Origin of the sequence: Mycobacterium basiliense (assembly GCF_900292015.1) — a bacterium.
In the GTDB taxonomy this organism is placed as follows: domain Bacteria; phylum Actinomycetota; class Actinomycetes; order Mycobacteriales; family Mycobacteriaceae; genus Mycobacterium; species Mycobacterium basiliense.
Genome location: NZ_LR130759.1, coordinates 3,861,279 through 3,876,662, shown reverse-complemented (window position 1 = coordinate 3,876,662; position 15,384 = coordinate 3,861,279). Strand labels below are relative to the sequence as shown.

The window sequence follows — 15,384 nt, the reverse complement described above, 5'->3', positions numbered from 1 at the left end:
ACAAACGTCCTCGCGGGACACCGCACTCCGGGAACAATCCCGGAGCGCGAACGGTTGCGCTGTTTTGACCGTCGATGAGAGGACCGCACTATGCCCGACCAGACCCCAGTGAAATCTCAGGCCGACCTTTGGTTCGATCCTTTGTGTCCGTGGTGCTGGATTACCTCGCGGTGGATTCTCGAAGTGGAGAAGGTTCGCGATATCGACGTGCACTTCCGCGTGATGAGCTTGGCGATCCTCAACGAGAACCGTGAAGGCCTGCCGGAGCAATACCGGGAACTCATGGCGAAGGCTTGGGGGCCGGTGCGGGTGGCGATCGCCGCCGAGCAGGCCCACGGTGCCAAGGTGTTGGATCCGCTGTACACCGCCATGGGCACCCGAATTCACAATGAAGGCAACAAGAATCTTGAGGAGGTCATCAAGTTGTCTCTGGCCGAGGCGGGTCTGCCCGCCGAGTTGGCTGAGGCCGCCACCAGCGACGCCTACGATGACGCCCTGCGCGCGAGCCACCATGCCGGGATGGATGCGGTCGGCGATGACGTCGGCACCCCGACCATCCACGTTAACGGTGTGGCGTTCTTCGGGCCGGTGCTCTCCAAGATTCCGCGCGGCGAGGAGGCCGGCAAGCTGTGGGATGCCTCGGTGACTTTCGCGGGCTATCCTCACTTTTTCGAGCTCAAGCGGACCCGCACCGAGCCACCCGAATTCGACTGAGCGCCGGAATCGATTGGCGGGCGCCATCACCAGCCGCCAATGGTGCACCGGTTGGCGTCGGGCACAATGTCGGGCATGCGCGTCTACTTGGGTTCCGACCACGCCGGCTACGACCTCAAGCAACAGATCATCGACCACCTGAAGAACTTGGGGCACGAACCGATCGATTGCGGCGCGTACAGCTACGACGCCGACGACGACTATCCGGCGTTTTGCATTGCCGCAGCCACCCGCACGGTGGCCGACCCGGGCAGTTTGGGCATCGTGTTGGGTGGATCGGGCAACGGTGAACAGATCGCCGCCAACAAGGTCATCGGGGCGCGCTGCGCGCTGGCGTGGAGTGTCGAAACGGCGAAGCTGGCCCGAGAACACAACAACGCTCAGCTGATCGGGATCGGAGGTCGCATGCACACCGTTGCCGAGGCGCTGGCTATTGTCGACGCCTTTGTGTCCACACCCTGGTCGAAAGCCGAACGCCATCAACGCCGCATCGACATTCTGAACGAGTACGAACGGACCCATGAAGCGCCGCCCGTGCCCGGCGCGGTGGCCTGAGAACGCGACGAGGACTACTCGTGCCCGAAGGGCATACCCTGCATCGGCTGGCCCGGCTGCATCAGCGTCGTTTCGCCGGTGCGCCGGTGGCGGTATCTAGCCCGCAGGGCAAATTCGCCGGTGCCGCGGTGGATGGCAATGTGCTGCGACGTACCAGCGCCTGGGGTAAGCATCTGTTCCACCACTACGACCGCGGTGGGATAGTCCATGTGCATCTCGGGCTCTACGGGGTGTTTACCGAATGGGAACGCTGCGTGGCCGAACCCCTCCCGGAGCCGACCGGGCAGGTGCGAATGCGCATGGTCGGCGCAGATTACGGTACCGACCTGCGTGGACCCACGGTGTGCGAGGTAATCGATGAGTCCCGGGTCGCCGATGTACTGGCCCGATTGGGACCAGACCCGTTGCGCCGCGATGCCGACCCGTCGTGGGCGTGGGCCCGAATCGCCAAATCCCGCAGGCCTATCGGTGCGCTACTTATGGATCAGACGGTGATCGCGGGGGTCGGCAATGTCTACCGCAGCGAGCTCCTGTTTCGACATCGCCTCGACCCGTATCGGGCCGGACAGCGGATCAGTGAGGCGGAGTTCGTCGCGGCTTGGGCCGATCTGGTGGCGCTGATGAAAGTCGGTTTGCGCCGCGGCAAAATCGTTGTGGTCCATCCCGAACATGACCACGGCCTGCCGTCCTATGCCCCGGGGCGGCCTCGTACCTACGTCTATCGGCGCGCCGGTGACCCGTGCCGCGTGTGCGGGACGACGATCCGTACCGCAGTGCTTGATGGCCGGAACGTATTTTGGTGTCCGTCCTGTCAGACGTGACGGCGGAGGCGAGTGGGGTGTCCCAGTGAGCGGACGCCGCGAAAGTACTCGCCGGTGCGGGTCCGCTGGGGCCCATTGGCGACGAACTGGCGTTGCCAGCTAGTTGTGCGCTGTCGCTTCAGATTCAGTACAGGTTTTCGGGGTAGTTCTGGTGGCTATGAACTCAACAAGAACTTCAGCACGTTTGGCCGCAACGGGTTTCGCAATGATCGTGGGCTTGGGGCTTGCCGGTCTGGGCGCCGCAACGGACGCTCAGGCGCAACCTGCACCCTTCCCGCAATGGTGTCCGGGCGATTTCTGGGACCCGGGCTGGGGTGACAACTGGGACCTGGGGCATTGCCACGGTAACGGGCCGGCGCCCGGCGGCCCTGGGGGACCAGGTGGACCGGCGGGACCGGTGGGACCGGGGGGCGGGCCTGGTGGACCGCAGGGCGGCCCGGGTGGGCCTGGTGGACCGCAGGGCGGCCCGGGTGGGCCTGGTGGACCGCAGGGCGGCCCGGGTGGGCCTGGTGGACCGCTGGGCGGTCCGGGTGGGCCCCGATAGGCCCACGGCCGGCGCGGGACACCGTGTCGTTTCCCGCACGACACGGTTTGCTGCAGCCGAATTCGCCGTTCAGCGGTCCGCGGTAACGCCGAGCACTGCATAGACTTCGCTACTCAACGCGATACTACGCGGGTCAGCGTTGGCTTTGCTGGCGTCGAAGCGGTTCATCACGTAGGCGTAGCCGATGCGGTGTTCCAAATCGACGAACCCGAATGAGCCGCCCAGCCCGCCGTGGCCGAAGATCTGCCGGTTGGGTCCGTTGATCCCGCGCTGGTTGAGCATGTAGCCCAATCCCCAGCCGTGATCGGCAACCCGTGGCCCGAGCACGAGGTCGGTGTCGAAGCCGCCTTGCGATACCCGGACCAAATCCATGTGCTCGCGGCTGAGCAGTTTTTCCTGCGCCAGGGCGTTATAGAAGGTCGCCAGTCCCAGCGCTGACACTTGGCCATTGGTACCGGGGAACTCCAGCTGGCGCCACAACTGGAGGTCGTTGGAGCCGAGTTCGTCGTCGGGCGCAAAGCCCATCGAGATCGACAGTCCGGCCTTGGGGTGTTCCTCGAGGCTGGTCGGATCGGTCGGAGCCTGCACGTCGGCCAGCAGATCTCGGGCGTGTGGTTTGTTCACTCGATCGGCGCAGCGGTGCTGCTCGAACGGGGGGGTGCCGATGTGCACGTCGGCCCCGATCGGCTCGGCGATCTCGGTCCTCAGGTATTGCCCGACCGTGCGATTTGTCACACGACGGAACACTTCGCCGAGAATGAAGCCGAAGGTTGTCATGTGGTAGCCCTGGGCGGTACCCGGTTCCCACCGCGGTTCGGCAACGGCCAGTTGGTCGCACACGAAGTCCCAGTCGGTGACTTGCTGCCAGCTCAATCGCCGGTTCGGCCCGATGACACCGGACCGGTGGCTCAGCACCATTGCCAGCGTGATGGCGTCCTTGCCCGCCTGCGCGAACTCGGGCCAATAGCGGGCCACCGGCGCCTGTAGATCGAGCTCACCGCGATCTGCGAGCTGGTGGATGCAGGTGGCCGTCAGCCCCTTGGTGCCCGACAACACGGTGCACAGGGTGTCCTGCTGCCACGGCCGAATACCAGCGGCGTCCGCCGAACCTCCCCACAGGTTGACCACGAGATCGCCGTCAACCCACACGGCGACAGCGGCGCCGACTTCGTTGAACTGGGAAAAGTTGCGTTGGAAGGCCTCGTGCACTTTGCCGAAGGCGGGCGCGCATGAGCCGTATATCGCGACGTCGCGCATGTCGCCTTTCTATGGATCAGAGCGGGCGACGGGAATCGAACCCGCGTAGCTAGTTTGGAAGACTAGGGCTCTACCATTGAGCTACGCCCGCATGCGTTAAGTCGAGCGAGACTTTACGTGGTAGCCAAGATCAAATCTAATCGACGCAGTTACGTGACCGGCCCGGTCGCAGTGCGTCGCAGTGCGAGGTCGCTGTGGAGCCGCCGCCGTCGGGCCGTAGGATCGCGAGGTCACCGCGGGGTGTAGCGCAGCTTGGTAGCGCATCCGCTTTGGGAGCGGAAGGCCGCAGGTTCAAATCCTGTCACCCCGACCAGCCGACCGTCACTAACGACCACCAAGGAGCACATCCGTGAAGAGCAGCGTCGAGCAGTTGAGCCCCACCCGGGTTCGCATCAAGGTGGAGGTGCCTTTCGCCGAACTCGAGCCGGATTTCCAGCGGGCCTACAAGGAGCTGGCCAAACAGGTGCGGCTACCCGGCTTCCGGCCCGGAAAGGCGCCGGTCAAGCTGCTCGAGGCGCGCTTCAGCCGGGAGGCGATGCTCGATCAGATCGTCAACGACGCATTGCCCACCCGGTACGGCCAAGCGCTCGCCGAGTCGGAGATTGAACCGCTGGGCCGCCCGGACATCGAGGTGACCCACAAGGAGTACGGCCAAGATCTCGCCTTCACCGCGGAAGTTGACGTCCGCCCGAAGATCGAGCTGCCGGATCTGGGTTCGCTGGCGGTCTCGGTCGACCCGGTCGAGGTGACCGACGAAGAGGTGGATGCCGAACTGGAATCGTTGCGCGCCAGGTTCGGCACCCTGACCGGCGTAGATCGCCCGGTGGCGGTCGGCGACTTCGTCTCCATCGATCTGTCCGCCACCGTCGATGGTGAGGACGTGCCCAATGCCGCCGCCGAAGGGCTGTCGCACGAGGTGGGTTCCGGCCGGCTCATCGCCGGCCTCGACGATGCGCTGGTCGGGTTGTCCGCCGATGAGTCCCGGGAATTTACCGCTCAACTGGCTGCTGGCGAACACGCGGGCAAGGATGCTCAGGTCACCGTCACCGTCCGATCCATCAAGGAGCGCGAGCTACCCGAGCCCGACGACGAGTTCGCGCAGTTGGCCAGTGAGTTCGACACGATCGATGAGCTGCGGGCGAACCTGCGCGAACAGGTCGGTCAAACCAAGCGAGCCCAGCAGGCGGAACAGATTCGCAATGCCACCATCGACGCTCTGCTCGAGCAGGTCGAGGTGCCGTTGCCGGAGTCCTATGTACAGGCCCAATACGACAGCGTCATACACAGCGCGCTGCGCGGCATCGACCATGATGAAGCCAGGTTCAACGAACTGCTCTCCGAGCAAGGTTCGTCCCGCGCGGCGTTTGACGCCGAGGCCCGCACCGCATCGGAAAAGGACGTCAAGCGCCAATTGCTGTTGGATGCTTTGGCAAACGATCTCAAAGTCCAGGTTGGTCAGGAGGACCTGACCGAACGGCTGGTCGCGACCTCTCGCCAGTACGGCATCGAGCCGCAGCAGCTATTTGCCTACCTGCAGGAGAACAACCAGCTGCCGTCGATGTTTGCCGACGTTCGGCGCGAGTTGGCGGTACGGGCGGTTGCCCAGGCCGCGACGGTGACCGACACCGCGGGCAACACGATCGACACCAGTGAGTTCTTCGGCAAGCCAGTCGAGAATGACGTGACCGACTTGCTGGACAAGGACACCCCGGAGGACACCGGGGACGCAGCCAGCAACGCCGGGGGGGACGCCGGGGACGCCGATAGCGCCGACGTGGCCGAGTGACGACAGATACCACCGACCAACGAGGGAAGGGGCCGACCAAGGCCGAAGGCATGACGCTGTGAGCGAACGCGGCCACTTCTGGGGGCGCGTGGCCGCCAAACACGGGGTGCCGTTGGTTAGTGTCGGTGCATACGGAACACGAGAAAGCAGGTAACCCAGTCGTGACTGACATGCGTTCGAATTCGCAGGGTCTCAATCTCACGGACTCGGTCTATGAGCGCTTGCTGTCCGAGCGCATCATTTTCCTTGGTTCGGAGGTGAACGACGAGATCGCCAACCGGTTGTGCGCGCAGATTCTGCTGCTCGCCGCCGAAGACGCCGGCAAAGACATCTCGCTCTACATCAACTCCCCGGGCGGATCGATCAGTGCCGGGATGGCGATCTACGACACCATGGTGTTGGCGCCGTGTGACATCGCCACCTACGCGATGGGGATGGCCGCCTCGATGGGCGAATTCTTGCTGGCGGCGGGTACCAAGGGTAAGCGCTACGCCTTGCCGCACGCCCGCATTCTGATGCACCAACCACTGGGCGGCGTGACCGGCAGCGCGGCCGACATCGCCATCCAGGCCGAGCAGTTCGCGGTCATCAAGAAGGAGATGTTCCGGCTCAACGCCGAGTTCACCGGCCAGCCGATCGAGCGTATTGAGGCGGATTCGGATCGCGACCGCTGGTTCACCGCGCAGGAAGCCCTGGAATACGGTTTCGTCGACCACATCATCACCCGCGCCCACGTCAACGGAGAAGCGTAATGAATCCACAGATCCAGCCTCAGGCGCGGTACATCCTGCCGTCGTTCATCGAGCACTCGAGCTTCGGTGTCAAGGAGTCCAACCCCTACAACAAGCTGTTCGAGGAACGCATCATCTTCCTCGGCGTCCAAGTCGACGACGCATCCGCGAACGACATCATGGCGCAGCTGCTGGTGCTGGAGTCGTTGGATCCCGACCGCGACATCACGATGTACATCAACTCGCCGGGCGGCGGCTTCACCTCGCTGATGGCGATCTACGACACCATGCAGTATGTACGTGCCGACATCCAGACGGTGTGCTTGGGGCAGGCGGCCTCGGCGGCGGCGGTCTTGTTGGCTGCGGGAACGCCGGGCAAGCGGATGGCGCTACCCAATGCGCGGGTGCTGATCCATCAGCCGTCATTGTCGGGCGTGATCCAGGGTCAGTTCTCCGATCTGGAAATCCAGGCGGCCGAGATCGAGCGGATGCGTACCCTGATGGAAACCACGCTGGCCCGCCACACCGGCAAGGACGCCGAGGTCATCCGCAAGGACACCGACCGGGACAAGATCTTGACCGCGGAAGAGGCCAAGGACTACGGCATCATCGACACCGTGCTCGAGTATCGGAAGCTGTCCGCGCAAAAGGTGTGAGCCCCGGCGGTGGTGCGACCAACGCGGCTAATCGGGGTCGGGGCGAGGAAACCGCCGAAATCCCAGCACCCACCCGGCCGCCAGCAATGCCGAGGCGCACCCCAAGGCCAGCCGGATGCCCTGCATGAAGTCCCTGTCGGCGGCGCTGACGATCTCTGTCTCCTGCGCCGACGTGATGCGATGCCGTGGCCCGATGAATGCTGCGTGCGCATGCGGATTGGCGCTATCCACGATGGTGTTGACCACAATCTCCCGGACTACCGGGTCGGGGACATCGTCGGCCATGCTGTCCGGCAGCGTGGCACCCAACCACGCGGCGAGGATGGAACCGAGAAAGGCCACCCCAAAAATTCCGCCCATCGACCGCTGCAGATTCAGCAGACCCGCCGCCATGCCGGCCCGGTGGTCATCAACCTTCGTCATCCCAAGGTGCAACAGCGGCGTGACGCTGCCGCCTCCGCCGGCACCAAAAATCATCAGCCCACCAATGGCGACGGGCAGCGCATGGCCCATCGCGGCCATAAACAGCGCCAACCCGATGACCATCGCCAACAGACACGTCAGCACCGTGCGCCGGGCGCCCCACTTGTTGACCGCCGCACCGGCTAGCAGACTCGCCAACCCGAACCCCGCCGGGACGGGCAGCATCATCAGTCCCGCATGCAGCGGAGACAAGCTACGCACATTCTGGAAGTACTGCGTGATCACCATCAAAGTCCCGAAAAAGCAGGACATCACCACGAAGTAGACAATCAGCACCGCTCGGTACACCGGCTCGGCAAATAGCCGAAGATCGATCAACGGGAACGCGGTGCGGCGTTCGTGGAGCACAAAAGCGCCCAACAGCATCACCGCTATCAACAGCAGCGACGTAGCGAAAACCGCCGATTCCCGATGAAAACGCGGCGCCTCGATGATCGTGTATGCCATCACGGCTATCGCGGGTATGAAGGTCAGCTGGCCCACCCAGTCCAGCGCGGTCGGGTCCGGGTCCTGCGACTCATCGATGCCCACCAGCGTCAGTACCCACACGATCGCTCCCAGCGGAATGTTCACCAAGAACACGCTGCGCCAACCGAAGGTTTCGACCATCAGCCCACCCAGCGCTGGGGCCGTCGCCGCCCCGACCATGCCGATGGCCATCCAGTCGGCAATTGCGCGCGCTTTTGCGCGCGGATCGGGAAAGGCGTGGCTGAGCAGGGCAAGGGACAACACCGAAATGAACGAGGCCCCAACGCCCTGGACCATGCGGGCGGCCGTGAAGAGTTCGAGGTTGATCGGCATCGCGCAGACCACCGAGCTTGCGACGAACAGGCCCAGCCCGAGGAAAAAGCCGCGCTTGCGCCCATAACGATCACCCAGCAAGGCGCAGCTCATCAGCATGGCGGCCATGCCCAGGCTGTAGCCGGCGACCGCCCACTGAAGGCCCTGCTCGCCCGTGTGAAAGACCCGTTGGATGCTGGGCAGCGCGACGTTGACGATGTTGACGTCCACGAACACCATGAAGATGCCCAGGCCGGTTCCCGCCACGGTCAGCCGCTGGCGAGGGGTCATGGTCGGGTGGGAATCGGGTGCCACCGCGGGTTCGTCGAACCCGGCAGTCACCGGCTGTTGGACGGGGCTCGGGGCACGGGCATCCGCGTCGTTGAGGTCGGGTACACCGGCCCCGCCCGACTTGTCCGGCTGGCCGCTGATCATGCCGTCGTTAGTCATCGCCCGCCTTGATCTGCGCATTGGAGACGGATAGCTGCCTTGCGGTGAGGTGTGCAGCGCTGCACAGCGGCGGTGGTGGGCCCCGGTGTTGCTGATCCGCCCCCGGCGTTGCTGATCCGCACGATGCCCAGCCTCGCTCTCACAAAAGCAACCCTAGGGAAATAGATACGGCGATAAATGCATTTTGCGCAGCTTGGTGATTGCCGGCTTCGGCATGGTTATGTGGCTGTGGGGACGGTGCTCAGGATTGAATATGGCCGGTTTCGTTTAGTGCCCGAATGCTGGCGTCGACGCCGACAAGTTCGATCGGCGTGAATCACCGGTCAATCACACCGTGGCACTGTAGGGTGGTCGCCTGGGAGTCTGGTGGGCACCCGGGTCCGCCACTTGACGGGCCTCGGTGGCGTAACAACCGCGACACGCCAGAGATACGGATCGCGCGTCTCAGCGAGTAACGGGAGCCGTCGGGCTATATGTTTCATTCAGACGAAAGGCATGAATACCCCAGCGAATACCAAGGACGCTATTCGGCGCTAACGGTCGCGGTGGGCCGGAGCGAGCGGGTAGCGTCGGGGGTTACACGCGGCACGGTAAGACGAACGGCGATTAGGAAGTAGGCCCTCACCATCATGGCGCGCATAGGAGACGGCGGTGACCTGCTGAAGTGCTCGTTCTGCGGGAAGAGCCAGAAGCAAGTCAAGAAGCTCATTGCTGGTCCCGGTGTCTACATCTGCGATGAGTGCATCGATCTGTGCAACGAGATCATCGAGGAGGAGCTCGCCGACGCCGACGATGTGAAGCTCGACGAACTCCCCAAGCCGGTCGAGATTCGAGAATTCCTCGAGGGCTACGTCATCGGACAGGACACGGCCAAACGAACACTGGCCGTCGCGGTCTACAACCACTACAAACGGATCCAGGCAGGTGAGAAGAGCCGGGATTCGCGGTATGAGCCCGTCGAGCTGACCAAGTCCAACATCTTGATGCTCGGACCCACCGGTTGTGGCAAGACCTACCTCGCTCAGACGCTGGCCAAGATGCTCAACGTGCCGTTCGCCATCGCCGACGCGACGGCGCTGACCGAGGCCGGCTACGTCGGCGAGGACGTGGAAAACATCCTGCTCAAACTCATCCAAGCCGCCGACTACGACGTCAAGCGCGCCGAGACGGGCATTATCTACATCGACGAGGTGGACAAGATCGCGCGTAAGAGCGAAAACCCGTCGATCACCCGCGACGTCTCGGGCGAGGGTGTGCAGCAGGCCCTGCTGAAGATTCTGGAAGGCACCCAGGCTTCGGTTCCCCCGCAGGGCGGCCGCAAGCACCCGCACCAGGAATTCATTCAGATCGACACCACCAACGTGCTCTTCATCGTGGCGGGTGCATTCGCCGGGTTGGAAAAGATCATCTACGAGCGCGTCGGGAAACGGGGATTGGGCTTTGGCGCCGAAGTCCGTTCCAAGGCCGAGATCGACACCACCGATCACTTCGCCGAGGTGATGCCCGAGGATCTGATCAAGTTTGGCTTGATCCCCGAATTCATCGGACGGTTGCCGGTGGTTGCTTCGGTGACCAACTTGGACAAGGAATCGTTGGTCAAGATCCTGTCCGAACCCAAGAACGCGTTGGTCAAGCAGTACACCCGGCTCTTCGAGATGGACGGTGTGGAACTGGAATTCACTGACGACGCGCTGGAAGCGATCGCCGACCAAGCGATCCACCGCGGCACCGGTGCCCGCGGTCTGCGAGCGATCATGGAAGAAGTCCTGCTGCCGGTGATGTACGACATCCCAAGCCGCGACGATGTCGCCAAAGTGGTGGTCACCAAGGAGACCGTGCAGGACAACGTGTTGCCGACGATTGTGCCCCGCAAACCGTCACGCTCGGAGCGCCGCGACAAGAGTGCATAACCGGCGCTGATGCCGGGCGCTTCGGGAAACAAGCCGTCGTCGGCCGAGTCGACCGAGTCGAGCAACCAAAGCCCGCCTAACACCGAGACGGCCTCCGCTCCTGTCCTGCCGCGCCGCGTGATTCATGCGCTGGATCTGGTGAACTTCTCGCTGGCCGACGTGCGCGACGGCTTGGGTCCCTACCTGTCGGTGTACCTGCTGGTGACCAATAATTGGGACCAGGCCTCGATCGGGTTTGTGATGGCGGTCGGGGGAATCGCGGCGATCGTGGCACAGACGCCGATGGGCGCCTTGGTGGACCGCACCACCGCCAAGCGAGCGTTGGTAGTCACCGGTGCGGTGGCGGTCACCGCCAGCGCGTTGGCGATGCCGCTCTTTCCCGATCTGCATTCAATCTCTGTGCTGCAGGTCCTCACTGGGATCGCCAGCTCGGTATTCGCGCCGGCGTTGGCCGCGATCACGCTCGGCATCGTCGGCCCGAGGTTCTTCGCGCGACGGATCGGGCGTAACGAATCGTTCAACCACGCCGGTAACGCGTCGGCCGCGGCCGTGACCGGTGGGCTGGCCTTCTTTTTCGGGCCGGTGGTGGTGTTTTGGGTGCTTGCCGGGATGGCGGCGATGAGTGTGGTGGCCACTCTGCGGATTCCGCACGACGCGATCGACCATGACTTGGCGCGGGGGATGGACCACGCGCCGGGAGAGCCGCATCGGCAGCCATCACGATTCGGCGTACTGCTGCGCAACCGCAGACTGATGATCTTTGCCGCGGCGGTCGTGGCCTTTCACTTCGCCAACGCGGCCATGCTGCCGTTGGTCGGCCAGGTGCTGGCATTGCACAACAGGGACGAGGGCACCGCGTTGATGTCGTCGTGCATCGTCGCCGCGCAATTGGTGATGGTGCCGGTCGCGTACCTGACCGGGACCAGGGCCGACAGTTGGGGGCGAAAGCCGATCTTTTTGGTGGCATTCGCCGTGTTGACCGCGCGCGGGTTCCTCTACACGCTGTCGGGCAACTCGTACTGGCTGGTCGGTGTGCAGCTGCTCGACGGTATCGGCGCCGGCATTTTCGGGGCGTTGTTTCCCCTTGTCGTCCAGGACCTCACGCACGGAACCGGTCACTTCAACATCAGCCTTGGAGCGATCACCACGGCGGTCGGTGTCGGTGCGGCACTGTCCAATTTTGCTTCCGGTTGGGTCGTGGTAAGTGCCGGCTACAACGTCGCCTTCATGTCGCTGGGCGCGATCGCCGGCGCGGGTTTCATCTTGTATCTGATCGCAATGCCCGAGACGGCCCCGGCGAGACTGCGCAGAACCTGAATCGTTGGCGTGATTCGGGTGTGCGGAGTGACCAATACCACACTTTCGTTCGGCATCGCTACCGGCTCCCGTTTGACATCGTCTTTTAGCAGGTTGAGTAGCGTCGAAGTGACCACTGACACGGCCATACACCCGAGAAAGAAGTGTCATAATCGGTACCGCCAGTGACACCAAACGCGTGAGGCAGGGGGGACCACTCCGACGGCGTAACCTGAAGCTGCAGCGGAGTGCCTGTCCTGAGACAGACGGAAGGCGGAGACGTGGATCCCAACGGCAACGGAGCCCAGTCTGAGTCACATACCGTGGCGTCCTGCGCCGGGCCCGACCGGCAGCGCCTGGAAAATGTGGTCATCCGTTTCGCCGGGGACTCCGGCGACGGCATGCAGCTGACCGGTGACCGATTCACTTCGGAGGCAGCGCTTTTCGGCAACGATCTGGCGACCCAGCCGAACTATCCCGCCGAGATCCGAGCACCTGCAGGCACGCTGCCCGGCGTTTCGTCGTTCCAGATTCAAATCGCCGATTACGACATCTTGACCGCTGGTGATCGACCCGACGTATTGGTTGCGATGAACCCGGCCGCGTTGAAGGCCAACATCGGTGATCTGCCGCTCGGGGGAATGGTGATCGCGAACTCTGACGAGTTCACCAAGCGCAACCTGACCAAAGTCGGGTATGTGACGAACCCGCTGGAGTCCGACGAGCTAGAGGAATACGTCGTACACGCCGTCCCGATGACCACTCTGACGTTGGGTGCCGTCGAGGCGATCGGTGCGTCCAAGAAGGACGGTCAGCGCGCCAAGAACATGTTCGCACTCGGCCTGTTGTCCTGGATGTACGGGCGGCCGATCCAGACCAGCGAGACCTTCATCAGGGAGAAGTTCGCCCGCAAGCCGGAGATCGCGGAGACCAACGTGCTGGCGCTGAAGGCGGGCTGGAATTTCGGCGAAACCACCGAGGCGTTCGGCACCACCTACGAGGTCCCGCCCGCGACGCTGCCCGCCGGCGAGTACCGGCAGATTTCCGGGAACACCGCACTGGCGTACGGCCTCGTCGCGGCGGGTCAGCTGGCCGACCTCCCAGTCGTGCTCGGCAGCTATCCCATTACTCCGGCGTCGGACATCCTGCACGAGTTGTCCAAACACAAGAACTTCAACGTGACCACCTTCCAGGCCGAGGACGAAATCGGCGGGATCTGTGCGGCGCTGGGTGCGGCTTACGGCGGCGCGCTCGGAGTCACCAGCACGTCGGGTCCGGGTATCTCGTTGAAGTCCGAGGCACTCGGACTTGCCGTGATGACCGAATTGCCGTTGATCGTCATCGACGTCCAACGCGGCGGGCCTTCGACGGGTCTGCCTACCAAGACCGAGCAGGCTGACCTACTGCAGGTGCTCTACGGTCGTAATGGCGAGTCGCCGCTGGCGGTGCTGGCGCCGCGGTCCCCGGCCGATTGCTTTGACACCGCCCTCGAGGCCGTACGCATTGCGGTGTCGTACCACACCCCGGTGATCGTGTTGTCCGATGGCGCCATCGCCAACGGCTCGGAGCCCTGGAAAATCCCGGACGTCGGCACGTTACAGCCCATCAAGCACACCTTCGCCAAACCCGACGAACCTTTCCAGCCCTACGCTCGGGACCCGGAAACCCTGGCTCGCCAGTTCGCTATCCCGGGCACTCCCGGTCTGGAACACCGAATCGGTGGACTGGAAGCCTCCAACGGCTCGGGCGACATCTCTTACGAGCCGACGAATCACGACCTGATGGTTCGGTTGCGCCAGGCCAAGATCGACGGCATCCGGGTCCCCGATCTGGAGGTCGACGATCCGACCGGCGACGCCGAGTTGCTGCTGATCGGTTGGGGCAGTTCCTACGGTCCGATCGGCGAAGCGTGCCGGCGCGCGCGACGGCGGGGCACCAAGGTCGCGCACGCGCATCTGCGCTATCTCAACCCCTTCCCGGCGAACCTGGGCGAGGTGCTGCGACGCTACCCAAAGGTGGTGGCGCCGGAGTTGAACTTGGGGCAGCTTGCGCTGGTGCTGCGCGGAAAGTATCTGGTCGACGTGCAATCGGTGACCAAGGTCAAGGGCGTCTCGTTCCTGGCCGACGAGGTAGGACGCTATATCCGGGCCGCGCTGGCCGGCAGGCTGGGTGAGCTCGAACAGGACAAGACAATGGTCGCCAGGTTGTCGGCGGCCACCGTTGGAGCGGGAGCTACTGCATGACCCGCGGCGCGACAACGCAATTGGGGCACCGCCCGGGCGACGAAGCGATGAGGAGGAGCGGCGCTAATGACTAGCGTGCCTGGCAACCTGGTGGGCACCGACCTAGGTGTGACTCCGGGGTTGACCAAGAACTTTTCGGTGCCCACCACCGACCAGCCGCAGAAGGCCAAGGACTTCACCAGCGACCAGGAGGTCCGCTGGTGCCCGGGCTGCGGTGACTACGTCATCCTCAACACGATCCGCAACTTCCTGCCCGAGTTGGGGTTGCGGCGGGAAAACATCGTGTTCATCAGTGGCATTGGTTGCTCCAGCCGCTTCCCGTACTACCTCGAGACCTATGGATTCCACTCCATCCACGGCCGCGCTCCGGCGATTGCAACGGGTTTGGCGCTGGCCCGCGACGACCTGTCAGTCTGGGTGGTTACCGGCGATGGTGACGCGTTGTCGATCGGTGGCAACCACCTGATCCACGCGATGCGCCGCAACGTCAACATCACGGTTCTGCTGTTCAACAACCGGATCTACGGGCTCACCAAGGGGCAATATTCACCCACGTCCGAGGTGGGCAAGGTGACCAAATCGACCCCGATGGGTTCGCTGGATAACCCGTTCAACCCGGTGTCGTTGGCGCTGGGCGCCGAGGCGACATTCGTTGGCCGAGCGCTGGATTCAGACCGCGCCGGGCTTTCTGAGGTGCTGCGTGCCGCCGCCGAGCATCGTGGTGCTGCCCTGGTCGAAATCCTGCAGGACTGCCCGATCTTCAATGACGGCTCCTTCGACGCGCTCCGCAAGGAGGGCTCCGAAGAGCGGGTTATCAACGTGCGGCACGGCGAACCGATCGTCTTTGGCGCCAACGGTGAATATTGTGTCGTGAGATCGGGTTTTGGCCTCGACGTGGCCAAGACCGCCGACGTGGCTGTCGACGAAATCGTCGTGCACGATGCCCACGCCGACGAGTCGGCCTACGCCTTCGCGCTGTCGCGGCTTTCAGATCAAAACCTCGATCACACCGTGTTGGGAATCTTCCGCAGCATCAGCCGGCCCACCTACGATGACGCGGCGCGCTCCCAGGTCAACGCCGCCCGGGACAGCACCCCGTCCGACACCGCCGCGCTGCAATCGTTGCTGCGTGGGCGCGACACCTGGACTGTTGCCTGA

Annotated in this window: 13 protein-coding genes and 2 tRNA genes; 12 read left to right on the top strand and 3 right to left on the bottom strand. The window is 63.8% G+C overall.

Going from position 1 to position 15,384, the window contains the following annotated elements; all coding sequences use genetic code 11:
- Positions 1-90 precede the first annotated feature (90 nt).
- The 4 genes from MB901379_RS16255 to MB901379_RS24250 all read left to right on the top strand — a co-directional run bounded on the left by MB901379_RS16255 (position 91) and on the right by MB901379_RS24250 (position 2,737).
- Positions 91-714 carry an Rv2466c family mycothiol-dependent reductase gene (locus MB901379_RS16255; protein WP_158017572.1) on the top strand — a complete coding sequence of 208 codons (624 nt, stop codon included), beginning with the start codon at positions 91-93 and terminating at the stop codon, positions 712-714.
- 75 nt (positions 715-789) lie between these two features.
- On the top strand, positions 790-1,269 hold the full coding sequence (locus tag MB901379_RS16250; RefSeq protein ID WP_197717817.1) for a ribose-5-phosphate isomerase: 480 nt from the start codon (positions 790-792) through the stop codon (positions 1,267-1,269).
- A gap of 20 nt (positions 1,270-1,289) precedes the next feature.
- Complete coding sequence (locus MB901379_RS16245) at positions 1,290-2,090, top strand: Fpg/Nei family DNA glycosylase (RefSeq protein ID WP_158017571.1); 801 nt, start codon at positions 1,290-1,292, stop codon at positions 2,088-2,090.
- 314 nt (positions 2,091-2,404) lie between these two features.
- Positions 2,405-2,737, top strand: a complete 333-nt coding sequence (locus MB901379_RS24250; RefSeq protein ID WP_197717816.1) for a hypothetical protein — start codon at positions 2,405-2,407, stop codon at positions 2,735-2,737.
- Here MB901379_RS24250 and MB901379_RS16235 read toward each other — a convergent pair.
- Positions 2,704-3,891: a serine hydrolase domain-containing protein gene (locus MB901379_RS16235; RefSeq protein WP_158017569.1), complete on the bottom strand. Its 1,188-nt coding sequence runs from the start codon at positions 3,889-3,891 to the stop codon at positions 2,704-2,706. The two genes, MB901379_RS24250 and MB901379_RS16235, sit on opposite strands and share 34 nt — an antisense overlap.
- A gap of 20 nt (positions 3,892-3,911) precedes the next feature.
- Positions 3,912-3,982: transfer RNA gene (locus MB901379_RS16230), tRNA-Gly, on the bottom strand.
- Between the two features lie 145 nt (positions 3,983-4,127).
- Between MB901379_RS16230 and MB901379_RS16225 the strand changes: the two genes are divergently transcribed.
- The 4 genes from MB901379_RS16225 to clpP2 all read left to right on the top strand — a co-directional run bounded on the left by MB901379_RS16225 (position 4,128) and on the right by clpP2 (position 7,064).
- Positions 4,128-4,204, top strand: a tRNA-Pro gene (locus MB901379_RS16225).
- Positions 4,205-4,240: 36 nt separating this feature from the next.
- Positions 4,241-5,677, top strand: coding sequence for a trigger factor (tig, locus tag MB901379_RS16220; protein WP_158017568.1), 1,437 nt, complete (start codon positions 4,241-4,243; stop codon positions 5,675-5,677).
- 161 nt (positions 5,678-5,838) lie between these two features.
- Positions 5,839-6,429, top strand: a complete 591-nt coding sequence (clpP1, locus tag MB901379_RS16215; RefSeq protein ID WP_269462763.1) for an ATP-dependent CLP protease proteolytic subunit ClpP1 — start codon at positions 5,839-5,841, stop codon at positions 6,427-6,429.
- Positions 6,429-7,064 (top strand): ATP-dependent CLP protease proteolytic subunit ClpP2, encoded by a 636-nt coding sequence (gene clpP2, locus MB901379_RS16210; RefSeq protein WP_158017567.1) that lies wholly within the window; start codon positions 6,429-6,431, stop codon positions 7,062-7,064. The genes clpP1 and clpP2 overlap by 1 nt, the downstream gene beginning before the upstream one ends.
- A 27-nt stretch (positions 7,065-7,091) precedes the next feature.
- Here the strand turns inward: clpP2 and MB901379_RS16205 are convergent, their stop codons facing one another.
- Positions 7,092-8,618 carry an MFS transporter gene (locus MB901379_RS16205; protein WP_158019243.1) on the bottom strand — a complete coding sequence of 509 codons (1,527 nt, stop codon included), beginning with the start codon at positions 8,616-8,618 and terminating at the stop codon, positions 7,092-7,094.
- Positions 8,619-9,406: 788 nt separating this feature from the next.
- On the opposite strand from MB901379_RS16205, the gene clpX reads away from it, so the two are divergent.
- The 4 genes from clpX (at position 9,407) to MB901379_RS16185 (ending at position 15,384) form a co-directional block, all read left to right on the top strand.
- Positions 9,407-10,687, top strand: coding sequence for an ATP-dependent Clp protease ATP-binding subunit ClpX (gene clpX, locus MB901379_RS16200; RefSeq protein WP_158017566.1), 1,281 nt, complete (start codon positions 9,407-9,409; stop codon positions 10,685-10,687).
- Between the two features lie 9 nt (positions 10,688-10,696).
- Positions 10,697-12,004 (top strand): MFS transporter, encoded by a 1,308-nt coding sequence (locus tag MB901379_RS16195; RefSeq protein ID WP_232021882.1) that lies wholly within the window; start codon positions 10,697-10,699, stop codon positions 12,002-12,004.
- 260 nt (positions 12,005-12,264) lie between these two features.
- Complete coding sequence (locus MB901379_RS16190) at positions 12,265-14,226, top strand: 2-oxoacid:acceptor oxidoreductase subunit alpha (RefSeq protein WP_158019241.1); 1,962 nt, start codon at positions 12,265-12,267, stop codon at positions 14,224-14,226.
- 66 nt (positions 14,227-14,292) lie between these two features.
- Complete coding sequence (locus MB901379_RS16185; protein ID WP_158017565.1) at positions 14,293-15,384, top strand: 2-oxoacid:ferredoxin oxidoreductase subunit beta; 1,092 nt, start codon at positions 14,293-14,295, stop codon at positions 15,382-15,384.